At 70.8% G+C, this 20,868-nt stretch carries 26 protein-coding genes; 13 read left to right on the top strand and 13 right to left on the bottom strand.

All coding sequences use genetic code 11. The annotated features are described in order from the left end of the window. Window positions 1-61 precede the first annotated feature (61 nt). On the top strand, window positions 62-853 hold the full coding sequence (locus tag BLT23_RS10170; protein ID WP_090048047.1) for a purine-nucleoside phosphorylase: 792 nt from the start codon (window positions 62-64) through the stop codon (window positions 851-853). After that, window positions 850-2,469 carry a phospho-sugar mutase gene (locus BLT23_RS10165; RefSeq protein ID WP_090048046.1) on the top strand — a complete coding sequence of 540 codons (1,620 nt, stop codon included), beginning with the start codon at window positions 850-852 and terminating at the stop codon, window positions 2,467-2,469. The genes BLT23_RS10170 and BLT23_RS10165 overlap by 4 nt, the downstream gene beginning before the upstream one ends. A gap of 72 nt (window positions 2,470-2,541) precedes the next feature. Here BLT23_RS10165 and BLT23_RS10160 read toward each other — a convergent pair whose 3' ends face one another. From BLT23_RS10160 to BLT23_RS10150, 3 genes are read right to left on the bottom strand one after another with little or no spacing between them, the layout of a single operon-like run. Continuing rightward, entirely contained in the window at window positions 2,542-2,859 is a 318-nt protein-coding gene (locus BLT23_RS10160; protein WP_090048045.1) for a hypothetical protein, read from the bottom strand. A 51-nt stretch (window positions 2,860-2,910) separates the two neighbouring features. Continuing rightward, entirely contained in the window at window positions 2,911-3,525 is a 615-nt protein-coding gene (locus BLT23_RS10155; protein WP_245743874.1) for a class I SAM-dependent methyltransferase, read from the bottom strand. 19 nt (window positions 3,526-3,544) lie between these two features. Continuing rightward, entirely contained in the window at window positions 3,545-3,751 is a 207-nt protein-coding gene (locus tag BLT23_RS10150; RefSeq protein WP_090048043.1) for a hypothetical protein, read from the bottom strand. 260 nt (window positions 3,752-4,011) lie between these two features. On the opposite strand from BLT23_RS10150, the gene BLT23_RS10145 reads away from it, so the two are divergent. Beyond that, window positions 4,012-4,464 carry a flavodoxin family protein gene (locus BLT23_RS10145; protein WP_090048042.1) on the top strand — a complete coding sequence of 151 codons (453 nt, stop codon included), beginning with the start codon at window positions 4,012-4,014 and terminating at the stop codon, window positions 4,462-4,464. A 71-nt stretch (window positions 4,465-4,535) separates the two neighbouring features. Here BLT23_RS10145 and BLT23_RS10140 read toward each other — a convergent pair whose 3' ends face one another. The 4 genes from BLT23_RS10140 to BLT23_RS10125 form a co-directional block, all read right to left on the bottom strand. Next, the gene (locus BLT23_RS10140) at window positions 4,536-5,453 is read right to left on the bottom strand and encodes an aldo/keto reductase (protein WP_090048542.1); all 918 of its coding nucleotides are present in this window, start codon (window positions 5,451-5,453) and stop codon (window positions 4,536-4,538) included. Between the two features lie 105 nt (window positions 5,454-5,558). Beyond that, entirely contained in the window at window positions 5,559-5,936 is a 378-nt protein-coding gene (locus BLT23_RS10135) for a MerR family transcriptional regulator (RefSeq protein WP_090048041.1), read from the bottom strand. Between the two features lie 33 nt (window positions 5,937-5,969). Next, window positions 5,970-6,356, bottom strand: coding sequence for a type II toxin-antitoxin system death-on-curing family toxin (locus BLT23_RS10130; RefSeq protein ID WP_090048040.1), 387 nt, complete (start codon window positions 6,354-6,356; stop codon window positions 5,970-5,972). Window positions 6,357-6,388: 32 nt separating this feature from the next. Then, window positions 6,389-6,595 carry a type II toxin-antitoxin system VapB family antitoxin gene (locus tag BLT23_RS10125; protein WP_090048039.1) on the bottom strand — a complete coding sequence of 69 codons (207 nt, stop codon included), beginning with the start codon at window positions 6,593-6,595 and terminating at the stop codon, window positions 6,389-6,391. A 56-nt stretch (window positions 6,596-6,651) separates the two neighbouring features. Between BLT23_RS10125 and BLT23_RS10120 the strand changes: the two genes are divergently transcribed. Continuing rightward, window positions 6,652-7,284, top strand: a complete 633-nt coding sequence (locus BLT23_RS10120) for a TetR/AcrR family transcriptional regulator (RefSeq protein ID WP_090048038.1) — start codon at window positions 6,652-6,654, stop codon at window positions 7,282-7,284. A gap of 53 nt (window positions 7,285-7,337) precedes the next feature. Here BLT23_RS10120 and BLT23_RS10115 read toward each other — a convergent pair whose 3' ends face one another. Both BLT23_RS10115 and upp read right to left on the bottom strand, forming a co-directional pair. Further along, window positions 7,338-8,630 (bottom strand): glycoside hydrolase family 18 protein, encoded by a 1,293-nt coding sequence (locus BLT23_RS10115; RefSeq protein WP_090048037.1) that lies wholly within the window; start codon window positions 8,628-8,630, stop codon window positions 7,338-7,340. Between the two features lie 94 nt (window positions 8,631-8,724). After that, window positions 8,725-9,348: a uracil phosphoribosyltransferase gene (gene upp, locus BLT23_RS10110; RefSeq protein WP_090048036.1), complete on the bottom strand. Its 624-nt coding sequence runs from the start codon at window positions 9,346-9,348 to the stop codon at window positions 8,725-8,727. A gap of 128 nt (window positions 9,349-9,476) precedes the next feature. Between upp and BLT23_RS10105 the strand changes: the two genes are divergently transcribed. The 6 genes from BLT23_RS10105 to BLT23_RS10085 all read left to right on the top strand — a co-directional run bounded on the left by BLT23_RS10105 (window position 9,477) and on the right by BLT23_RS10085 (window position 14,786). Beyond that, on the top strand, window positions 9,477-10,469 hold the full coding sequence (locus BLT23_RS10105) for a Gfo/Idh/MocA family protein (protein ID WP_090048035.1): 993 nt from the start codon (window positions 9,477-9,479) through the stop codon (window positions 10,467-10,469). A 149-nt stretch (window positions 10,470-10,618) separates the two neighbouring features. Continuing rightward, window positions 10,619-10,783: a hypothetical protein gene (locus tag BLT23_RS40635; RefSeq protein ID WP_176946677.1), complete on the top strand. Its 165-nt coding sequence runs from the start codon at window positions 10,619-10,621 to the stop codon at window positions 10,781-10,783. Window positions 10,784-10,802: 19 nt separating this feature from the next. After that, window positions 10,803-11,456 carry a DUF1707 SHOCT-like domain-containing protein gene (locus tag BLT23_RS10100; protein WP_090048034.1) on the top strand — a complete coding sequence of 218 codons (654 nt, stop codon included), beginning with the start codon at window positions 10,803-10,805 and terminating at the stop codon, window positions 11,454-11,456. An 85-nt stretch (window positions 11,457-11,541) separates the two neighbouring features. Continuing rightward, window positions 11,542-12,498 carry a deoxyribose-phosphate aldolase gene (gene deoC, locus BLT23_RS10095; RefSeq protein WP_090048033.1) on the top strand — a complete coding sequence of 319 codons (957 nt, stop codon included), beginning with the start codon at window positions 11,542-11,544 and terminating at the stop codon, window positions 12,496-12,498. Window positions 12,499-12,502: 4 nt separating this feature from the next. Continuing rightward, window positions 12,503-13,930 (top strand): aldehyde dehydrogenase family protein, encoded by a 1,428-nt coding sequence (locus BLT23_RS10090; RefSeq protein ID WP_090048032.1) that lies wholly within the window; start codon window positions 12,503-12,505, stop codon window positions 13,928-13,930. After that, window positions 13,923-14,786 (top strand): aldehyde dehydrogenase family protein, encoded by an 864-nt coding sequence (locus BLT23_RS10085; RefSeq protein WP_090048031.1) that lies wholly within the window; start codon window positions 13,923-13,925, stop codon window positions 14,784-14,786. Before BLT23_RS10090 ends, BLT23_RS10085 begins: the two co-directional genes overlap by 8 nt. A gap of 6 nt (window positions 14,787-14,792) precedes the next feature. Here BLT23_RS10085 and BLT23_RS10080 read toward each other — a convergent pair whose 3' ends face one another. Genes BLT23_RS10080 through BLT23_RS10070 form a run of 3 tightly spaced genes read right to left on the bottom strand, consistent with a single transcriptional unit; the run spans window position 14,793 to window position 16,737 of the window. Further along, on the bottom strand, window positions 14,793-14,987 hold the full coding sequence (locus BLT23_RS10080; RefSeq protein ID WP_090048030.1) for a helix-hairpin-helix domain-containing protein: 195 nt from the start codon (window positions 14,985-14,987) through the stop codon (window positions 14,793-14,795). Further along, window positions 14,984-15,610, bottom strand: coding sequence for a response regulator (locus BLT23_RS10075; RefSeq protein ID WP_090048029.1), 627 nt, complete (start codon window positions 15,608-15,610; stop codon window positions 14,984-14,986). The genes BLT23_RS10080 and BLT23_RS10075 overlap by 4 nt, the downstream gene beginning before the upstream one ends. After that, window positions 15,607-16,737, bottom strand: a complete 1,131-nt coding sequence (locus BLT23_RS10070) for a sensor histidine kinase (protein WP_176946676.1) — start codon at window positions 16,735-16,737, stop codon at window positions 15,607-15,609. The genes BLT23_RS10075 and BLT23_RS10070 overlap by 4 nt, the downstream gene beginning before the upstream one ends. 109 nt (window positions 16,738-16,846) lie before the next feature. On the opposite strand from BLT23_RS10070, the gene BLT23_RS10065 reads away from it, so the two are divergent. The 3 genes from BLT23_RS10065 (at window position 16,847) to BLT23_RS10055 (ending at window position 20,280) form a co-directional block, all read left to right on the top strand. Further along, window positions 16,847-17,521 (top strand): ABC transporter ATP-binding protein, encoded by a 675-nt coding sequence (locus tag BLT23_RS10065; protein WP_245743873.1) that lies wholly within the window; start codon window positions 16,847-16,849, stop codon window positions 17,519-17,521. Next, entirely contained in the window at window positions 17,518-19,683 is a 2,166-nt protein-coding gene (locus BLT23_RS10060; protein WP_143035884.1) for an FtsX-like permease family protein, read from the top strand. The genes BLT23_RS10065 and BLT23_RS10060 overlap by 4 nt, the downstream gene beginning before the upstream one ends. 78 nt (window positions 19,684-19,761) lie before the next feature. Continuing rightward, the gene (locus tag BLT23_RS10055) at window positions 19,762-20,280 is read left to right on the top strand and encodes a VanZ family protein (RefSeq protein WP_090048026.1); all 519 of its coding nucleotides are present in this window, start codon (window positions 19,762-19,764) and stop codon (window positions 20,278-20,280) included. Between the two features lie 4 nt (window positions 20,281-20,284). Here the strand turns inward: BLT23_RS10055 and BLT23_RS10050 are convergent, their stop codons facing one another. After that, a complete protein-coding gene (locus BLT23_RS10050) occupies window positions 20,285-20,821 on the bottom strand; it encodes an SMI1/KNR4 family protein (RefSeq protein ID WP_090048025.1) in 537 nt (178 codons plus the stop codon). Window positions 20,822-20,868: the final 47 nt, after the last annotated feature.

The following is a 20,868-nucleotide window of genomic DNA, read 5'->3' as shown; positions in this document are numbered from 1 at the left end:
GGCCGGAGGTGAACACGAGTCTCAGCGAACAGAGGCCCGCGACACGGCTTAAGCTCCTGCGGTGACTCCAGAAGAGCTGGCCGGCAAGGCCGCGGAAGAGATCCAGGGCCGCACCGGCATCGACAAGCACGACATCGCCATCGTGCTCGGCTCCGGCTGGCGCCCCGCCGCCGACGTGATCGGCGACCCGGTGAGCGAGATCCCGGTCGGCGAGCTGACGGGCTTCGAGGCGCCGACCGCGCTCGGCCACGGCGGCACCATCCGTTCCGTCGAGGTGGGCGGCAAGAAGGTCCTCGTCGTCCTCGGCCGCACCCACGGCTACGAGGGCAAGGGCGTGCAGAAGGTCGTGCACGGCGTGCGCACCGCCGCCGCCGCGGGCGTGTCGACGGTCGTGCTGACCAACGCGGCCGGTGGCCTGCGCCAGGGCATGTCCGTCGGGCAGCCGGTGCTGATCTCCGACCACCTCAACCTGACCTCGCTGTCGCCGCTGGTCGGCGCCAGGTTCGTCGACCTGACCGACCTGTACTCGCCGCGGCTGCGCGAGCTCGCGCGGCAGATCGACCCGTCGCTCGAGGAGGGCGTGTACGCGGGTCTGCCCGGCCCGCACTTCGAGACGCCCGCCGAGATCCGGATGCTGCGCACGCTGGGCGCCGACCTGGTCGGCATGTCGACGGTGCACGAGGCCATCGCCGCCCGCGCCGAGGGGGTCGAGGTGTTCGGGTTGTCGCTGGTGACGAACCTGGCGGCGGGCATCACCGGTGAGCCGCTGAACCACCAGGAGGTGCTCGACGCCGGTGCCGCCGCTGCGGAGCGGATGGGAACGCTGCTGCGCGAGCTGGTGGACCGCGCATGAGCCTCACACCGGCACTGCGCGACGCGACGTTCCGGTGGATCGCCGACGACCCCAGCGCGGTCACGCGTGAGGAGCTGCAGGGGGTGCTGGCCCGCGCGATGGGCGGCGACCCGGCCGCCTTGGAGGACCTCCAAGACCGCATGGCCGGGCCGCTGACGTTCGGCACCGCCGGGCTGCGCGGACCGGTGCGGGCGGGCACGAACGGCATGAACGTCGCGACCGTCGTCCGCGCGACCGCCGGGCTGGCGGCGTGGCTGGGCGGCTCCGGCGCGGGCGGCTCCGGGGTGGTGTTCGTCGGTCGCGACGCGCGGCACGGCTCGGAGGAGTTCGCGGTCGCCGCCGCCGAGGTGATGGCGGCGGCCGGGTTCGACGTGCGGATGCTGCCGGGGCCGTTGCCGACGCCCGTGCTGGCGTTCCTGGTCCGCGCGCACGACGCCGTGGCGGGCATCCAGATCACCGCGTCGCACAACCCGCCGGCGGACAACGGCTACAAGCTCTACCTGGCCGGTGGTTCGCAGATCATGCCGCCTTCGGACCGCGAGATCGAGAAGGCGATCGAGTCGGTGCCCGCGGCGGTGTCGGTGCCGCGGAGCTCCTCGTACACCACGGTTTCGGACGCCGACGTCGACGCGTACCTGGAGCGGATGGCACAGCTGCCGACGGGCCAGGCGCGGGAGCTGCGGATCGCGTTGACGCCGATGCACGGCGTCGGTGGCGCGTTCGCCGTGGAAGCGTTGCGGCGCGCGGGTTTCACCGACGTGCACGTGGTGCGGTCGCAGGCGGTGCCGGACCCGGACTTCCCGACCGTGGTGTTCCCGAACCCGGAGGAGCCCGGCGCGTCCGACGCGCTGCTGGAGCTGGCGGCGTCGGTGGACGCGGACCTGGCAATCGCGCTGGACCCGGACGCGGACCGGTGCGCGCTGGGCGTGAAGGACGGTGAGAGCTGGCGGATGCTGCGCGGTGACGAGACGGGCGTGCTGCTCGGCTCGCTCGTGCTGTCCACCACGGAGTCGGCGGACCCGCTGGTGGCCACGACGATCGTGTCGTCGTCACTGCTGAAGTCGATCGCCGCCGCGCACGGCGCCCGGTACACGGAGACGCTGACGGGCTTCAAGTGGCTGGCACGGGCCGGTGAAGGTCTCGTGTTCGCCTACGAGGAGGCGCTCGGCAACTGCGTCGACCCTGCCCACGTGGCGGACAAGGACGGCATCTCGGCCGCCGTCGTCGCCGCGGACCTGGCCGCGGGCCTCAAGGCGTCCGGACGGACGCTGCTGGACGCGCTGGACCAGCTCGCGGTCGACCACGGCCTGCACCTGACGGACCAGATCTCGTTGCGCTACACCGATCTGAGCCTGATCGGCGCGACGATGGGGCGGCTGCGCGCGAACCCGCCGGCCGGCTTCACGTCCGAGGACCTGCTCCCCGACGCCGACGTGCTGCGGTGGACGGCCGACGGCGGGGTGCGCGTGATCGTGCGCCCGTCCGGCACCGAGCCGAAGCTCAAGGCGTACCTGGAGGTCGTCGAGCCGGTCGCGGACGGACTGGAGTCCGCCCGCGCCGCCGGCCGGGCGCGGTTGGCGGAACTGCGTGAACGGGTGACGGCTCTGGTCAGCTGACCGCCGCGCACGCGGGGCGCTTTCGCACGAAGGCGCCCTGTGTGCGGCGGCCGTGCCAGGTCCGGGGCCGGGTCAGCCGGACAGCGCGATCAGCAGGCACAGCACCGCGACGGCGAAGCCGCCACCGGCCACGAAGTAGGCCCTGGTGGTCGGCGGGGCCACCGCGTTGCGGCGCCCCTCGGTGACCGCCGCGACGGCGATCCGGCCGAAGATGTACGCGATCGTGCAAAGCCCCACGCCGAGTCCGAGCAACATCGTGTTGACGTCCCACGGGCTGTGGTCGAACCCCGGCCACAGCGACGCGAAGAGGGGCCCGAACCCGATCATCCCGATGCCGATCGCGAGGCCGAAGCCCCAGGTGATCCGGCGCTGACGGGAACTGGTGGTCATAAGGGCGGTGGTCTTCATGGTCCCTCCTGTGTACACCCGTAAAGACGTCCTTCAGGCGCCGGGGTTCCGTTTGCGGAGCAACAAGAACGCCTGCGGTCCCGCTTCGTCCACACCCTTCTGACGCTCCGGGCGTGCCACCTCGTTGAACCCGGCCTCCGTCGCGCCGGTCACGACCACATCCATGTCGTGCCAATACACGTCGAGGTCGACGTCGTGGCCGTACGCGTGCGAGAGGTGCCTCACCCGGTTACCCAGCTTGAACGCGTGCAACAAGTATCCGCCCGGTTTCACCACCCGGTGGAACTCCCGCCACGGCACCTCCTCCGCGGGCATGTGGACCGTCGAGTACCAGACGACGGCACTGCCGAGGCTGTCGTCGGCGAGGTCGAGCCCGGTGATGTCGCCCTGCGCGAACTCCAGGTGCGGGTGCAGCCGCCGCGCCTCGGCGACCATGCCGTCTGAGAGGTCGACGCCGACCGCCTCCAGGCCCAGGTCGTGCAGGTACCGGGTGATGCGCCCGGCGCCGCAGCCGAGGTCGCCCACCGGGCTCTCGGCGAGTTCGGCGAACGCCCGCATGATCGCGGCGTCGAGCGGGCGGCCGTCGTGCGCGCCGGGGAGGAGACGCGCGTAGTCGGCGGCGACGAGGTCGTAGGAGGCGCGGGTCATGGACGTCATGTTGCAGCGTTCACTGCTCGCCTTTGTCATTGGCGGGCCCAAGGGCTTTCCGTCCGGACCGCAGCTTCTCCGCCAGGGTCCGCGACCGCGTCGTCCGGAGCGCTTCGGCCGCCACCTTGAGGTCTTTCGCCCCTCCACGTTCGTAGACACGATGGAGGAAGCGCAGCTCGAACCAGCGCCAGGCCAACCCGGACAGGCTCGGCACCACGAGGGCCACTGCAGCCCACCACGGCGACATGATGACTCCACAACGAATAGGCCCACCGGTGAGCGCAGCGGGCGTCCGTTGTACAGCCATATTCAGTTCTCGCGCATCGCGAGCAAGTGTGTGGTGCCCCCAAGTCGCACCGCCGGCTCACTCCTGTCCCCGGGTCACCAGACAGGCAGCGGTGCAACAAGGTGACCGTTGCCGGCCACTTGCCACAGCCACTTTACCGGCCGTTGCGCCATTCGCCGTGGTCCACGACGCTGTGTCGCGTGTCCAGGTTGTTGATTGTGCACCACACGCCGTCGCCCGCCCTCCAGGCGATGTTCGAGGCCGTCGTCGCGGGCGCCACGACGCCCGAGATCGAGGGCGTCGAGGTGGTGCGGAGAGCCGCGTTGTCCACAACCGCTGTGGACACCCTCCAAGCCGACGGATTCCTGCTCGGGACGCCCGCGAACCTCGGGTACATGAGCGGCGCGCTGAAGCATTTCTTCGACACCGTGTACTACCCGTGTCTCGACTCGACGCGTGGCCGTCCGTTCGGTTTGTACGTGCACGGCAACAATGACACGACTGGTGCGGTGCGCAGCGTGGAGACCGCCACGACCGGGTTGGGCTGGGAGAAGGCGGCCCCTCACGTGGTCGTCACGGGTGAGCCTGCGAAGGCGGACCTGGAGGCGTGCTGGGAGCTCGGCGCCACCGTCGCGGCCCAGTTGTCCACATGATCTTCGGAGTTGTCCACAGCTCTCTGTCCCCACCCTGTGGACAACCCTGGGGATGAATTCGAACAGGTGTTCTAGCGGGCCACCGCGCTCATGTCCGGGTAGCGGTCTCCGGCCACCGCGGACGCCGGGACGGCGGCCTCGATCGCGGCCAGGTCGTCGGCGGACAGCGTGAGCGAGGCCGCCGCCACGTTCTCCTCCAGGTACTTCATCCGCTTCGTGCCCGGGATCGGCACGACGTCGTCGCCGCGGTGCTGTACCCACGCCAGGGCGAGCTGCCCGGCCGTGACGCCGCGGGCCTCGGCCAGGGCGCGCAGCTCGGCGACCATCTTCAGGTTCGCGTCGAGGTTGGGCCCGAAGAACCGCGGGTTGGCGGCGCGGAAGTCGCCGTCGGCGAAGTCGGCGGAGGAGGCGAAGCGGCCGGTCAGCACGCCGCGGCCGAGCGGCGAGTACGGCACGATCCCGATGCCCAGCTCGCGGGCCGCCGGCACGATCTCGGCCTCCAGCTCGCGCGTCCACAGCGACCACTCGCTCTGCAACGCCGTGATCGGGTGGACGGCGTGCGCCCTGCGCAGCGTCGCCGCGCCCGCCTCGGACAGGCCGAGGTGCCGCACCTTGCCCTCGGCGACCAGCTCGGCCATCGCGCCCACGGTCTCCTCGATCGGCGTGTCGGCCGGGACGCGGTGCAGGTAGTACAGGTCGATCACGTCGGTTCCCAGCCTGCGCAGCGACGCCTCGACCGACGACCGCACGTAGGCGCGGTCGCCGCGGATCGCGCGGCTGCCGTCCTCGTGGCGCACGATGCCGAACTTCGTCGCCAGCACCACGGAGTCACGGCGGTCCGCGATGGCGCGGCCCACCAGTTCCTCGTTGACGTGCGGGCCGTAGATGTCGGCCGTGTCGATCAGGGTGACGCCGAGCTCCAGCGCGCGGTGGATGACCGCGACCGACTCGGCGTCGTCGCCGGCGCCGTAGAACTCCGACATCCCCATGCAGCCGAGGCCCTGTGCCCCGACCTCCAGCTCACCGATCTTCTTCCGTTCCACGTCGACGTCCCCAATGCTGGATTCCGGCAGAGTGCAGAACAGCGTCCGGTCCTAGGCGGTCGCTTCGAGGTCCCGCTCGACCACCTCGTAGTAGTCGATCTTGTAGTCGAGCACCTCGAGGCACTGCTGCAGCTCCGCGATGCGGGCGCGGACGTCGGCGCGGTGCTCGACGAGGATCTGCCTGCGGCGGCCCGCCGACACGTCACCGCGGTGTCTGAGCTGCGCGAACTCGCGCATCATGCGGATCGGCATGCCGGTCGTGCGCAGGCGCGTCACGAAGGCCAGCCAGCCGAGGTCCTCCTCGGAGTAGGTCCGGCGGCCACCCGAGTCCCGTGCGGGCGGGTCGACGAGCCCGATTCGTTCGTAGTAGCGCAAGGTGTCGATGGACAACCCACTGCGCTGCGCGGCTTGGGCTATCGAGTAACTCACGACTCGACGCTATGACCTGGAGTGCACTCCAGGTCAAGCGGAATCCTTCGGCAGCCCCCACGCCTCCAGGTGGCCGGCCATCTCGGCCACGTCGATCTTGTCGCGGCCGAGCGAGCGGACGAGGTCGAGCGCGTCGTCCTCCTCGGCGTCGATCCAGTAGCCGTTGATGTCGCACATCGTGACCGCGGCGACCCAGCCGAGACGCCAGTTTCCCTCCACCAACGGGCGCGTCCGGACGATGGAGTCGAGCAGCGCGGAGGACTTCAGCCACAGCGTGTTGTACGCCTCCACGCCGAGGACGGTGGCGCGCGGGCGGTACGCCGCGGTGTCGAGCAGGCCGATGTCCCGGACGACGAGGTCGCCGCCGGTCACGGCCGTGGCCAGCACCAACAGGTCCCCGGCGTCGAGGTAGGAGATCACAGCACCCAGTTGATCAGAGAGGTACGACAGTTTCAGGAGGATCCGAGCCTATCCAAAAGACCTCGGTACTTGGGCAGCACTCTCCCCAAGACCTCTCCGAGCTGCTCTTCCTGCTGCATCCGCCGGTAACGCTCCGCGATCGCCAGGCGCACGACCTCCTGCTTGGACCGGCCTTCGGCCTGCGCCAGTTCAGCGAGGCGCTGGTTCTCCTCTTCGGTCAACCGCAACGTCATCGCCATTCGCACCACGGTACCAATGTGATACCACGGAGGCCAGTGCCCGTTAGGATTGCCCGATGCCCAGGCCCAGGACGCACGACGACGCGCTGCGGCGGCGTCTGCTCGAACGGGCGGGCGAGCTCCTCAGCACCGAGGGTCCCGCCGCAGTCAGCCTGCGCAGGATCGCGACGGACGTCAACACCTCGACCACAGCCGTCTACTCGCTCTTCGGCGGGAAACCGGCACTTCTCGAGGCTCTCTACGACGAGGCGTTCACGAGGTTCGGCACCTACCTGGCCGCTGTTCCGGCCACCGGCGACCCGGCGGAGGACCTCGTCCAGATCGGGCTCGCGTACCGGCGCAGCGCGCTCGCGGACCCGCAGTTCTACTCGGTGCTCTACGCGAAGGTCGTCGCGCCGACGAAGGAGATGAGCCGCGCCGCCGGGCGGACGTTCGCGCCGGTGCGGGACGCGGTGCGGCGGGCGATCGAGACCGGCGTGTTCCGCGGCGAGGACCCGGAGCTGATCGCGATGTCGATGTGGGGCATCGCGCACGGCCTGGTGAGCCTGGAGCTCAACGGGAACCTGCCTCGCGGCGTGGACGCGGCCACCACGTACGAGCTGGCGCTGCGCGCGCACGGCCGCGGATGGCTCGCGAGGACAACGGAATCCGGGGAGGCGGCCGCCGCGAAACCTCCCCGGACCCGCTGAACTGTCCTGTTAGGACAGTTCGTCTACCTGTGCGGCCTCACTTGCAGGATCGTTCACTTGAGGGCTTTGGCGAGCGCCTTGACCAGCTCGCCGTCGGCGGTGTCACCGTCGAGCGACCAGATCATGGCGCCACCCAGCCGGTTGTCGTTGATGAAGCGCGCCTTGCGCTTCATCTCGGTGGCGTCGTCGTAGGTCCACCACGTCGTGCCGTCGTAGATCCACGCGAAGCCCGCGCGTTCGTCGCGATGAATCTTGAACTTCTTGTCGGCGAGCTTGGTCTTGATGACCTTGAAGTCCTCGTAGCCCGCTTCGTAGGTGGCGGGCGCGGGCGTGCCGGTGCCGAACAGGCCGTGGCGCTTGCCCGGTGCGACGCCGGTCCAGCCACGGCCGTAGAACGGGACGCCGAGCACGGCCTTCGAGCGCGGGGCGCCGCGGCGCAGCCACGCGTTGACGGTCACCTCGGAGCTGAACTCGAACTGTGCCGGGTCGCCCTTGGGCACGCGCAGCGCGGACTGCTGGTTGGCCTCCGGGTCCCACGCGCCGTGGTAGTCGTAGCCCTGCAGGGTGCCGAAGGTGAGGTAGGTGAACACCTTCGCGACCTCGAAGCCCGCGTCGACCTGCTTGGGGTCGGCCGGCAGGAACGCGGTCAGGTCGCGGTTCCAGCCCATCTGCCGCCGGTACTCGGCGAGCAGCTTGGTGAAGTTCCGCTTGTCCTCGGGGCGCACCACGTTGGGCGGTTCCATGTTGCCGTTGCTGCCGGGCCATTCCCAGTCGAGGTCGATACCGTCGAAGACGCCCTTCGCGGCGCCCTCCGGCAGACCGGGCAGGTTGCCCTTGATCCACATGTCGGTGCACGACTTGACGTGCGCTGCGCGCGACTCGGGCGTCAGCGCGGCGTTGGAGAAGTACCGCGAACCGGTCCAGCCGCCCAGCGAGATGTTGACCTTCAGCTTGGGGTAGCGGGCCTTCAGCTGCTTGAGCTGGTTCAGGTTGCCCATCAGCACCTGGCCCGGCTCGTCGGCCTTGCCGCTCACGGACTGCTCGGCCGTGTAGGGCATCTGCCAGTCGGCCCACGGGTCGGCGCTGACGCACTTGCCGGACTCGTCGAGGAAACCGAAGGCGTAGTTGAGGTGCGTGAGCCGCGCGGCGGCCCCGCTGTCCACGAGGTTCTTGACCCGGAAGTCCCGGCCGTACACGCCCCACTGGATGAAGTACCCGACGGTGCGGGTCTTCGAGAAACCGTGGTGGCCCTTGGTCTCGGCGTCGGCGTTCGCGGGCACGACGGCCAGCGACGCTGACAGGGCGCCGACCGCCAGGGCGGCGACACCCCATCTCCGTCCGGACATGGTTCTCCTAAGTCGGTCGCGGCAGCGGTGGTCTGGTCCACAGCACGATAGAGCTGAGGTCTAGACCATTGCTACGGCCGATCGGAGGTATGTCCTAAACCGCCCCGTACAGACGGTCACCGGCGTCACCCAGTCCGGGGACGATGAAGCCGGAGTCGTTGAGCCGCTCGTCGACCGACGCCGTGACGAGGCGGACCGGGAGCTTCGAGTCCTCCAGGTGGTTGATGCCCTCCGGCGCCGCGAGCACGCACACCGCCGTCACGTCGGTCGCGCCGCGCTGGGTCAGCAGCCGGATCGTGTAGGCCATCGACCCGCCCGTCGCGAGCATCGGGTCGAGCACCAGCACCGGCCGTCCGGCGAGGTCCTCCGGCAGCGACTCCATGTACGGCGTCGGCTGCAACGTCTCCTCGTCGCGCGCGAGCCCCACGAACCCCATCTGGGCGTCCGGGATCAGCTTGTGCGCCTGGTCGGCCATGCCCAGACCGGCGCGCAGCACCGGCACGAGCAGCGGCGGGTTCGCCAGCCGGTGGCCGGTGGTGCGGGCGACCGGCGTGTGCGTGCGGTCCTCCCGCAGCGGGGCCTCGCGCATGGCCTCGTAGACCAGCATCACGGTGAGTTCCTGCAACGCCGCGCGGAAGGCGGCGTTGTCCGTGCGCGCGTCGCGCATGGTGGTGAGTCTCGCCTTGGCGAGCGGGTGATCGACGACCAGGACGTCCATGCCGGACACGGTAACGGCTGGGAGAACCGGTGGGCGCCGCGACGGAGCGCGCCGTCCTGAGTGGACGCGGCCGGGATGACCGTTCTGGCGGAGTGAACGGCGTTAACCACGCGTGTAGGGTCAGCCGGATGGCAGACCACGTGCGCATCGGGGTGCTCGGCGCCGCCAAGATCACACCGGCCGCCGTCATCAGGCCCGCCCGGTCGTCGACCGTCGCCGAGGTCGTGGCCGTCGCCGCGCGGTCCGCGTCCCGCGCCCAGGAGTTCGCGGACAAGCACGGCATCGCCCGCGTGCACGGCTCGTACGAGGACCTGCTCGCCGACCCGGCCGTGGACGCCGTCTACAACCCGCTGCCCAACGGCCTGCACGGCAGGTGGACGCTCGCCGCGCTGGCGGCGGGCAAGCACGTGCTGTGCGAGAAACCCTTCACCGCCAACGCGACCGAGGCCGCCGAGGTCGCCGCGGCCGCGAACGCGTCGGGCCTCGTCGTCATGGAGGCGTTCCACTACCGCTACCACCCGCTGGCGGTGCGCGTGGACGAGATCGTCCGGTCCGGCGTGCTGGGCCCGCTGCGGCACGTGGAGGCGTCTGTCTGCTTCCCGCTGCCGGTGTTCTCCGACATCCGCTACGACTACGGGCTCGCCGGCGGCGCGATGATGGACGCGGGCTGCTACGCCGTGCACATGGTCCGCCTGCTCGGTGGCGAGGAACCCGAAGTGCGCTCGGCACGGGCGTTGCTGCGCGGTCCGTCGATCGACCGGGCGATGCGCGCGTCGCTGCGCTTCCCCTCGGGCCACACGGGTTCCGTGCACGCGTCGCTGTGGTCGTCGGCGGTGCTCAAGCTGTCCCTGAAGGCCATCGGCGAGAACGGCAGGCTCAGCGTGTTCAACCCGCTCGGCCCGCAGTTGCTGCACCGCTTGTCGTTGCGGCTCAAGGACAGGAGCACGACCGAGACGTTCGGCCGCCGCTCGACCTACGCCTACCAGCTCGACGCGTTCACCGCCGCGGTCCTGCACGGCAAGCCGTTCCCGACCACCGCCGACGACGCCGTGCGCACCATGACGGTGGTGGACGCGGCCTACCGGGCGGCGGGTCTGCCGCCGCGGCAACCGGCCGCCTGAGCCGGGAACGGTCCGTCACCACCCGATCCAGGACCTCCGCAACCCGTTCCGGGAATGCGGAACGGGCGTTCCGGCACCGAAGTGTCTCGTAGCAGGTGCGGACGCGGAGGTGTGCGGTGACGATCAAGCAGAAACACGCTACTCAGTGGGTGGAGTCACCCCTGGTCATCCTGGCGGTGTCGGCGCCACTCGCCGTGGTCATCGGCGTGCTGCCGCTCACGTGGACCTACAGCCCGGCCCTCGCCTGCGCGATAGCGCTCGTCCTGCTCGCGGCCCTCGCGATCACGGTCAAGTACGCACCGAACAGGAAATAGCCCTACTAGACTCGTTCGGGTGAGCGACGAGCTGGTACCGGCTGACCAGAGCAACCTGCGCGCCTCCGACGCCGATCGGGAACGGATCGCGCAGGTGCTGCACCAGGCGACGGCGGAGGGCCGCCTGGACATCCACGAGCTGGACGAACGCCTCGCCGCCGTCTACGCCGCCAAGACCTACGGCGAGCTGGCCCCGATCACCGCCGACCTGGTGCTGAGCGGCGTGCAGCAGCCCCAGATGACGGCCATGACGGCGCAGCAGCACCCGGTGGCGAGCCCGCGCGTCGGCGGCACGCCCGGCAGTGCCGTCTCCGTCGCCTTCTGGTCCGGCGTCAACCGCAAGGGCCAGTGGGTCGTCCCCCGCACGCACAACGCCGTCGCGGTCATGGGCGGCGTCGAGATCGACCTCACGCACGCCCGGTTCGCCGAGCAGGAGGTCACCATCAGCTGCTTCGCGTTCTGGGGCGGCGTGGAGATCCGGGTGCCCGAGGACATCAACGTGAGCGTCGACGGGTTCGGGTTCATGGGCGCCTTCGAGGACCGGGTGCCCAGCCGCCCGCACATCCCCGGCGCGCCGACCGTGCGGATCACCGGGCTCGCCATCATGGGCGGGGTCGAGGTGAAGGGGCCGAAGAAGAAAAAGAAGGGCCTGCTGCGCGAGCTGCTGGAGTGACCGGCGCAGCGTGCGCGCACAAGGTCTGAGCTGCGGAAACCGTCTCACTTAGGACGGCCGTCCCATTCCGCTTAGACTCGCACGCATGGCTGCTCCAACGACACTGCCGTCGGCCCTGGCTGACGCCGTGCGCGACGAATCGTCGCTGCGGCGTTTCCTGCACGGGCTCCCCGGCGTCGACCAGGTCGGCGTCGAGCAACGAGCCGCGGGCCTCGGCACGCGGAGCATCAAGAAGGCCGCCAAGCTGCACGCCATCGACCTGGCGATCAGCATGGTGGACCTCACCACCCTCGAAGGCGCCGACACCCCCGGCAAGGTGCGCGGCCTCGCCGCCAAGGCGCGCAGGCCCGACCCCGAGCGGCCGGACGTGCCGAAGGTCGCCGCGGTGTGCGTCTACCCCGACATGGTGAAGACGGCCGCGGACGAGCTGGTGGGCACGGGCATCAACGTCGCCAGCGTCGCGACGGCGTTCCCCAGCGGGCGCAGCACGCTCGACATCAAGCTCGCCGACACCCGGTTCGCCGTGGAGCAGGGCGCTTCCGAGGTCGACATGGTGATCGACCGCGGCGCGTTCCTGTCCGGGCGGTACGGGCAGGTCTTCGAGGAGATCGCGCAGGTCAAACAAGCCTGCGGGGACGCGCACCTCAAGGTCATCCTGGAGACCGGCGAGCTGGTGACCTACGACAACGTGCGCCGCGCGTCGTGGCTCGCGCTGCTGGCCGGTGGCGACTTCATCAAGACCTCGACCGGCAAGGTGCAGCCCGCCGCGACGCTGCCGGTGACGCACGTGATGCTGCAGGCGGTGCGGGACTGGAAGTCCCAGACCGGCGAGCTGCGCGGGGTGAAGCCCGCCGGCGGCATCCGCACGACCAAGGACGCGATCAAGTTCCTGGTGGCCGTGAACGAGGTGGCCGGGCCCGAGTGGCTCGACCCGCACCTCTTCCGGTTCGGCGCGTCGACGTTGCTGAACGACCTGCTCATGCAGCGGCGGACCCAGTTGGACGGCCACTACAGCGGCCCGGACTACGTGACGGTGGACTGAAGACATGTGGGAATACGCCCCCGCGCCCGAGTCGCGGGACATCGCGAACCTCAGGCCGAACTACCGGATGTTCGTCGACGGCCAGTTCGTCGAGGGCTCCGGCGAGCCGCTCAAGACCGTCAACCCCGCCACCGAAGAGGTGCTCGCGGAGGTCTCCACGGCTTCGCAGTCCGATGTGGACACCGCCGTGAAGGCGGCCCGCAGGGCCTACGACCGCGTGTGGTCGAAGATGCCGGGCAGCGAGCGCGCCAAGTACATCTACCGGATCGCGCGGCAGATCCAGGAACGCGGCCGTGAGCTCGCGGTGCTGGAGACGCTCGACAACGGCAAGCCCATCAAGGAGTCGCGCGACGTCGACGTGCCGACGGCCGCCTCGCACTTCTTCTACCACGCGGGCTGGGCGGACAAGCTCGACCACGCGGGCTACGGGCCCGACCCGAAGCCGCTGGGCGTCGCCGGCCAGGTGATCCCGTGGAACTTCCCGCTGCTGATGGCCGCGTGGAAGATCGCGCCCGCCCTCGCGTGCGGCAACACGGTGGTGCTCAAGCCCGCCGAGACGACGCCGCTCACGGCGCTGGTGCTGGCCGACATCATCGCGCAGTGCGACCTGCCGCCGGGTGTCGTGAACATCATCCCCGGCGCCGGTGACGTCGGCGCGGCGCTGGTCGGGCACGAGGACGTGAACAAGGTCGCCTTCACCGGCTCGACCGACGTCGGCAAGATCATCCAGGGACAGCTCGCGGGCACGGACAAGAAGCTCACGCTGGAGCTGGGCGGCAAGGCCGCGAACATCGTGTTCGACGACGCCCCGCTCGACCAGGCCGTCGAGGGCATCGTCAACGGCATCTTCTTCAACCAGGGCCACGTCTGCTGCGCGGGCTCGCGGCTGCTGGTGCAGGAGTCGATCGCCGACGAGCTGCTGGAGAAGCTGCACGCCCGCGTGTCGACGCTGCGCGTCGGCGACCCGCTGGACAAGAACACCGACGTCGGCGCGATCAACTCGCGCGAGCAGCTCGCCAAGATCAAGGAGCTGACCGAGTCGGGCGAGGCCGAGGGCGCACAGCGCTGGACGTCGTCGTGCCCGTTGCCGGACAAGGGTTTCTTCTTCGCGCCCACGGTGTTCTCCAACGTGTCGCAGGCGATGCGCATCGCCCGTGAGGAGATCTTCGGCCCGGTGCTGTCCGTGCTGACGTTCCGCACGCCGGAGGAGGCCGTGGCCAAGGCGAACAACACGCCGTACGGCCTGTCCGCGGGCATCTGGACCGAGAAGGGCTCGCGCATCCTCTGGATGGCGCAGCGGATGCGCGCCGGCGTGGTGTGGTCCAACACGTTCAACCGCTTCGACCCGACCGCGCCGTTCGGCGGGTACCAGGAGTCGGGCTTCGGCCGTGAAGGCGGCCGCACCGGTCTGGAGGCTTACCTCGATGTCTGATCGCGTCACGGTCGCGAAGACCTACAAGCTCTACATCGGTGGCAAGTTCCCGCGGTCGGAGTCCGGCCGCAGCTACCCGGTGACCGACTCGAAGGGCGCCTTCCTCGCCAACGCGGCGCAGGGCTCGCGCAAGGACGCCCGTGACGCGGTCGCCGCCGCGCGCAAGGCGTTCCCCGGCTGGTCCGGCGCCACGGCCTACAACCGCGGCCAGGTCCTGTACCGGGTGGCCGAGGTGCTGGAGGGCCGCCGCGAGCAGTTCGCGACCGAGGTCGCGGCGTCGGAGGGCGTGGCGCTGAAGAAGGCGCAGTCCCTCGTGGACACCGCGATCGACCGGTGGGTCTGGTACGCGGGCTGGACGGACAAGATCGCGGCCGTGCTGGGGTCGTCGAACCCCGTCGCCGGGCCGTACTTCTCGTTCTCCACGCCGGAACCGACGGGGGTCGTCGCGGTGCTCGCGCCGCAGCAGTCGTCGTTGCTGGGCCTGGTGTCGGTGATCGCGCCGGTGATCGCGAGCGGCAACACGGCCGTGGTCATCACCTCGCAGGACAGGCCGCTGCCCGCGATCACGCTGTCCGAGGTGCTCGCCACGAGCGACGTGCCCGGCGGCGTCGTCAACATCATCACCGGCCGCACCGCGGAGATCGCGCCGTGGCTCGCGTCGCACGCCGACGTGAACGCGCTCGACCTCACCGGTGCGCCGGAGTCGATCCGCGCCGACCTTCAGCGGTCCGCGGCGGGCACGGTGAAGCGCGTGCTGCGGAACAAGGCGAGCGAGGACTTCTCCGTCACGCCCGACCTGTCGCGCATCCGCGCCTACCTGGAGACGAAGACGGTCTGGCACCCGATGGGCGTCTGACGGAGGTCACTCGGCGGCGTAGGACTTCCCCTGCGCCGCCAGCTCCTCGCCGAGGATCCTGACGGCCTTCGGGCCCACGCCGTGGATCTTCAGCAGCTCCTTCGCGGATACCTTCGTCAGCGAGTCGAACGTCGTGTGGCCGTGCTCGGCCAGGGCGCGGGTCGCGACCTTGCCGATCGAGCCGGGGAACTCCCCGCTCACGAGTTGACCAGGCCCGCGCGCCACGCCCACGAGGCGATGCCGACGCGGTTGCGCACGTTGAGCTTCGCCTGCACGGACGCGATGTGCGTCTTCACCGTCGACAGCGACAGGAACAGCGCCGACGCGATCTCCTGGTTGGTGAGCCCGCGCGCCACCTCCCGCACGACGTCCTGCTCCCGCGCCGTGAGCAGCCCCAGGTCGGGGCGTTGCGCGGGCCGGGAGAAGTGCTCCAGCATCCGCACGGTCACCTGCGGCGAGATCAGCGCGTTGCCCTGCGCCGCCGCCCGCACGGCCTCGACGAGCAGCGCCGGACCGGCGTCCTTGGTGAGGAACCCGGACGCGCCGTTCTCCAGCGCCGTGTGCACGTACTCGTCCAGGTCGAACGTGGTCACCACGACGACCTTGGTCGAGCCGGAGAGCTTCTTTGTGACCTCCAGCCCGTCGAGGCCCGGCATGCGGATGTCGAGCAGCGCCACGTCCGGCTTGTGCTCGCGGGCCGCGGTCACGGCCGAGACGCCGTCCGGCACGTCCGCCACGACGGTGATGTCGGGCTGCTTCTCCAGGATCATCCGGAAGCCGATGCGGACCATCTCCTGGTCGTCGGCGATGAGGACCGAGATCACTTCTTCCCTTCCAGCGGTAGCTCGGCGAGCACCTGCCACCCGTGCTCACGGGGACCCGCCGAGAAGAGGCCGCCGAGCAGGTCCACCCGCTCGCGCATTCCCACCAGACCGTAGCCGCCCTGGTTCAGCTCGTGCGGGCGGCCGTTGTCGGCGACGAGCACGCGCACCGCGTTGTTCTCCGTCCGGGAGATGTCCACGTCGATCAACGTGGGGTTCTCGGCGTGCTTGTGCACGTTGGTCAGCGACTCCTGGACCAGGCGCAGCACCGAGCGGCCGAGCTCCGGCGGCACGTCGTCGGGCAGGTCGATGCGCAGCCTGGTCTCGATGCCGAGCTCGCGCGTGCGTTCGACGGCCGAGATGACGTCGGCGGCGAGGTCGGTCGTGGCGACGTCGTGCTCGCCCTGCCGGAGCGTGCCGACGAGGCGCCGCATCGCGCCCAGCGCCTCCGTGCCCGACCGGACGATGCCGGGCAGCAGCCGGTGCGCCGCCCGCGGGTCGTCGTCGGAGACCTCCAGTGCCGCCTGGGCCTGCACGAGCATTCCGGTCACGTGGTGGGCGACGACGTCGTGCAGCTCGCGGGCCAGCGCGATGCGCTCCTCCTTCTGCGCGTCGGTGACCGCGGCGGCGAGCAGACGGCCGCTCTCGGTGTCACGGGCGCGCAGGTACAGGCCGGTGCCGACGGCCGAGAAGCCCAGCACCAGCGAGCCGAACATCGAATTGATGTTGTAGACGGCGATGAACTGATCGCGCACGATCGCCGCGAACAGGCTGGCCCCCGCGAGGCAGGCCACCGACCACGTGGCGGTGCGGCGTGGCTCCTCGCGCACCACGACGGCCGTGAGCACGAGGCACGCGGCGGTCTCCGCGATCGACAGCGGGCTCAGGACCGCGGGCAGGTAGGCGCCGTGCCGGCCGTCCACGAACGACGTCAAGAGGATCGACACCACGGCGACCGGCACGGCGAAGGCGCGCGACTTGAACGCCATGACGGCCGCGATGCTCACCGGCACGGTGAGCAACCAGGCGAGCGCGTCGCCCCTGCTCAGCGGGTCCATGATGATGAGCTCGGCTGCCATCATCAGCGCCAGCACACCCGCGATCGGCCATTGGCCCCGATGACTGTCCACGAGAGACAACGGTATGACCCCGGAGCCGGTCCGGCCTCGGTCATCCGGCTGATCCGGTGTGTCGTCAAGGATGAGGTTTTCGCCGCGCCGCCACGGCACCGTCATCGGCATGCATCCGGTTCTGGCCGCTCGTGGCCTGCTCAAGACCTACGGGGACGTGCACGCGCTCGCCGGCGTGGACATCGACATCTTCCCGGGGGACGTGCTCGCGGTCGTGGGTCCGTCCGGCTCCGGCAAGACCACCCTGCTGCACGTGCTCTCGGGCATCCTGCGCGCCGACGGCGGCGACGTCTTCCTCGACGGCAGCTCCATCGGCGAGCTGACCGAGACCGGCCGCAGCGCGTTGCGGCGCACGGCGTTCGGGTTCGTCTTCCAGTCGGGCATGCTCGTCGCCGAGCTGACGGCCGAGGAGAACGCGGCGCTGCCGATGCTGCTCGGCGGCGGTTCGCGCGAGCAGGCGCTCGGCGCGGCGCGGCAGTGGCTCGCCCGCCTCGGGCTGCAGGGCATGGAGAAGCGGCGGCCCGGTGAGCTGTCCGGCGGTCAGGCGCAACGCGTCGCCATCGCGCGGGCCCTCGCGCACCGGCCGCGAGTGATCTTCGCCGACGAGCCGACCGGCGCCCTCGACACCCGCACCGGCCAGGACATGATGACGGTCCTGCTGCAGGCGGCGAGGGAGACCGGTGCGGCCGTCGTGATCGTCACGCACGACAAGGCCATCGCGGACCGGGCGCCCCGCGTCGTCGAGATCCGGGACGGGCGCGTCGCGGCCGGGGTGCGGGCGTGAGGATCGCACTCGCGGTGCTGCGCAGGGACCGGCGCAGCCAGGTCGCCACCGTCCTCGTCACGCTCGGCGTGATGATCGCCGTGTCACTGGTGCTGTGGCTGGTCGCCGCGCCCAACGGCCTGCAGGCCCGGTCCGAGCGGACGCTGTGGCGCGACGTGTACGGCGGGCAGGGCACCGCCGCCATCTCCGTCGCCGCGACCCTGGACTCCTACCAGGGCGAGCTCATCCAGCGGTTCGACGTGGCCCGCACCCGGCCCGGCGACGTGGCGGTGGCCGACGGCATCGCCCGGTTCCCCGGCCCCGGCGAGGTGCTGCTGTCCCCCGCTCTCGCGGAGCTGGTGCGGGACAACCCGCCGGAGAAGCTCGGCGACCGGTTCCCCGGCACGCGGCTCGCCGAGCTCGGGCAGCAGGCGCTGAAGTTCCCCGGCGAGCTCGTCGCGATCGTCGGCCGCGAGGAGGTCCCCGACGGCTATCCCGCGTCCGACCTGCGGGGCGGCACCGGCGCCTACTACAACGACTACGACGCGATGCTCACGCTGCTCACCCGCGTGGGGCTGGTGGTGCTGGTCGTACCGTGCCTGGTGCTCGTCGCCTCGGCCGCCCGGCTGACGGCGGCGAAGCGGGAACGACGTCTCGCCGCGTTGCGGCTGGCGGGTGCCAGCCCGCGCCAGGTCGTCGTGATGACCGCCGTGGAGACCGCGATCGGCGCCGTGGCGGGCAGCGTCCTGGGCGTGCTGCTGGCCCGGCCGTTCAGCCATCTCACCGCCACCGTCCCGTGGGACGGCGGGACCTGGTTCCCCGGTGACTTCGTGCCCTCCCCCGCGGTCGTGGCGACGGTGGCGGTGCTCGCGCCCGTGCTGGTCGTCGGCGCCGCGGTCCTGGGCCTGCGGCGCGTGGTGGACCGGCCGCTCGCGGCCGAGCAGAGCCGCCGCGTGCGGCCGTGGCGGCTGCTCACGATCGCCGGTGGGCTCGGCGTGTTCTTCCTCGGCGTCACGACGGCGGGGCAGATGCGCGGCGACAACCAGTTCACCGTCGTGCTGCTCGGGCTCGGCGCGGTGGCGCTCGCCCTGGTCGTCGCCGGGCCGGTGGTCACGTCGTGGGTCGGCAGGTTCTTCGTCGGCCGGTGGCGCGGCCCGTCGACGCTGCTCGCGGGACGGCGGCTGGCCGGCAACCCGGCGGCGGCGTTCCGCGGCTCGGCGGGCGTGGTGATCGCGGTCTTCACCGGGTCGATGGCGCTCACCATGCTGCCCGGGCTGGAGAGCCAGATCCCGTTCCGCGACTCGACGTGGCGGGAGGACGCGATCGTGGCGGAACGGGTCGGGCACGACCTCACCCGGCTGCGGCTCGTGACCTCCGCACCGATCGTCGCCATGCTCGAAGGCCAGGTCGGGGACGGGAACGGGGGCGCGTCCGTCGTCGTGGGCAAGTGCGAGGAGGTGGCGAAGGTGATGAACGGCCTGACCTGCCTGCCGGGTCCCGCCGTGTACTCGCGGGGCCCGCTGCCGGGCACCACGTTCGAGTCGATGGACGTCGAGACCGCGCTTCCCGGGCAGTACGAGACGCGGCCCTTCCACGGCGACGGCAGGGTGTCCGCGGTCATCGACCGGGAGCTGCTGCCCGCGGCCGCCGGCGCGGTGTCGATGGTCGGGGTGCCGACGACGCCCGAGAACCGCGAGGTCGTGCACACCGCGCTGATCGGTTCCCTGCCCGGCGTGACCCTCGTCGACGGCGAACAGCTCGACCTCTACGGCGACACCCTGCTGGCCGACCTGGAACGCGCCACGGTCATCGGGCTTTCGATCGCGGCGGTGCTGGGCGGAATCGGTGCGGCGGTCGCGGCGGCGGGATCGGTGATCGACCGCAGGCGCACTTTCGCGGCACTGATCGCGGCCGGAACGCCCATTCGCGTGCTCACCCGCGCATTGCGCCGGGAAGTGATGATCCCGGTGTTCGCCGTCACGGTGGCGGCGTGCGGTGCGGGCGTCGCCGTGGGTCTCGGACTGCTCGCGGTCGCACGCGGACTGCTGGGCCACGGCGAGTCGCCGATCACCCCGTGGGTGGTGGCCCCGGTGGGCGTCGGCGTCGTGGTCGCGCTCGTGGCGGCCCTGGCGTGCGGGCCGGTACTACGTGGCATCAGCCCGCGGGACTACGCGGCGGAGTAGCCCTCGGCCGTAAGAACGAGAACGGGACTGGCCCTCAGCGCGATGTGCGCGGAGGGCCATTTCCATAGTTTGTGAATCATGACGAACGCACAGCTCGCGAGCATTCAGTGGGGCATTCTCATCTCGGTCGTTCTCCTGCTCCCGCAACTGATGTTCGGCCGGCTGACGTTTCGCGGCGCCGCCGTCACCGGGTACGCGAGCATGTTGTTCGCGGCGACTTTCCTGCCGATTCAGACGATTGCGCCGCGCCAGTCCGTGCAGCTCGTCCCGTTCCAGTGGGTCGCCGACACCTTCCGCGACGGCCGGATCGCGTTCGACCAGATGACGCTGAACGTGCTGCTGTTCGTGCCGCTCGGCGTGATGCTGCTGTGCTGGGGCCGCCGGACGGCCGGTCAGGCCGCGCTGGCCGGGTTCGGCGTCTCGCTGGCGATCGAGGGCGCGCAGCTGCTGTGGGCCAACCGGATCTTCGACGTCGACGACCTGGTCGCCAACACCACCGGCACCGCGCTCGGCTGGCTCACCGCGCTGGCCGCGGTGAAGGCGTACGACCGCGTGACGACGGTGGCCGTGCCGCAGCCGCTGACCGGAGTCCGCTGACCCCTCAGCTGGTGCGCCAGTGCAGCTCCTCCGCCGAGTTCACCTCGGGGTAGCAGTGGCCGACCGCGCCGCGAGTCTCCAGCGCCGTCGCCACCTTGTCGAACATCTCGGTGAGCGACGCGAACTCCGGCTTCACCATCTTGGCGCGCTCCTGGTCCCACTCGACGACGCAGCCGCGCAGCTCGCCGGGCCGCAGGTCGACCGCGAGCACGTCGCCCGTGCCGTCGAACGCGATCGGCAGCCAGGCCGGGTGGAACCAGCTCGTCGGCGAGCCCGCCTCCGAGGAGTCGGCCGCCCTGCTCGTGTGGGTGTCCCTCAGGATGAACGCCCGGTCGGCGCCCAGCGGCGTGTAGAACGGCGGCAGGATCTCGGCGTACAGCCCCTCCTCCGTGCCGCCGTAGACGCTCCACCACGCCTGCAGCTCGGCCGGAACCCTGAGCTCCGGCAGCGCGTCGAACCTCGGACGCAGCACGGCACGGGTGGCGGGAGCGTGCTCCGCCAGCCAGGCCAGGATCCGGTTCCAGTGCTCGATCACACCCACGGTCCCATGATCTTGGCCGAACGGCGGGCGAGGTACCGCTCATCGGG

The sequence above is a fragment of the Lentzea fradiae genome, assembly GCF_900100955.1.
Lineage (GTDB): Bacteria > Actinomycetota > Actinomycetes > Mycobacteriales > Pseudonocardiaceae > Lentzea > Lentzea fradiae.
Note: the sequence above shows the minus strand (reverse complement) of the source record. Positions and strands in the feature narration are given on the sequence as shown.

What these genes read in the sequence shown, in the direction of transcription:
- BLT23_RS10165 (WP_090048046.1), top strand. Translation starts at nt 850, where the DNA reads ATGAGCCTCACACCGGCACTGCGCGACGCGACGTTCCGGTGGATCGCC.
- BLT23_RS10160 (WP_090048045.1), bottom strand. Translation starts at nt 2,859, where the DNA reads ATGACCACCAGTTCCCGTCAGCGCCGGATCACCTGGGGCTTCGGCCTC.
- BLT23_RS10155 (WP_245743874.1), bottom strand. Translation starts at nt 3,525, where the DNA reads ATGACCCGCGCCTCCTACGACCTCGTCGCCGCCGACTACGCGCGTCTC.
- BLT23_RS10140 (WP_090048542.1), bottom strand. Translation starts at nt 5,453, where the DNA reads ATGGGGATGTCGGAGTTCTACGGCGCCGGCGACGACGCCGAGTCGGTC.
- BLT23_RS10125 (WP_090048039.1), bottom strand. Translation starts at nt 6,595, where the DNA reads ATGGCGATGACGTTGCGGTTGACCGAAGAGGAGAACCAGCGCCTCGCT.
- BLT23_RS10120 (WP_090048038.1), top strand. Translation starts at nt 6,652, where the DNA reads ATGCCCAGGCCCAGGACGCACGACGACGCGCTGCGGCGGCGTCTGCTC.
- BLT23_RS10115 (WP_090048037.1), bottom strand. Translation starts at nt 8,630, where the DNA reads ATGTCCGGACGGAGATGGGGTGTCGCCGCCCTGGCGGTCGGCGCCCTG.
- upp (WP_090048036.1), bottom strand. Translation starts at nt 9,348, where the DNA reads ATGGACGTCCTGGTCGTCGATCACCCGCTCGCCAAGGCGAGACTCACC.
- BLT23_RS10105 (WP_090048035.1), top strand. Translation starts at nt 9,477, where the DNA reads ATGGCAGACCACGTGCGCATCGGGGTGCTCGGCGCCGCCAAGATCACA.
- deoC (WP_090048033.1), top strand. Translation starts at nt 11,542, where the DNA reads ATGGCTGCTCCAACGACACTGCCGTCGGCCCTGGCTGACGCCGTGCGC.
- BLT23_RS10090 (WP_090048032.1), top strand. Translation starts at nt 12,503, where the DNA reads ATGTGGGAATACGCCCCCGCGCCCGAGTCGCGGGACATCGCGAACCTC.
- BLT23_RS10085 (WP_090048031.1), top strand. Translation starts at nt 13,923, where the DNA reads ATGTCTGATCGCGTCACGGTCGCGAAGACCTACAAGCTCTACATCGGT.
- BLT23_RS10065 (WP_245743873.1), top strand. Translation starts at nt 16,847, where the DNA reads ATGCATCCGGTTCTGGCCGCTCGTGGCCTGCTCAAGACCTACGGGGAC.
- BLT23_RS10055 (WP_090048026.1), top strand. Translation starts at nt 19,762, where the DNA reads ATGACGAACGCACAGCTCGCGAGCATTCAGTGGGGCATTCTCATCTCG.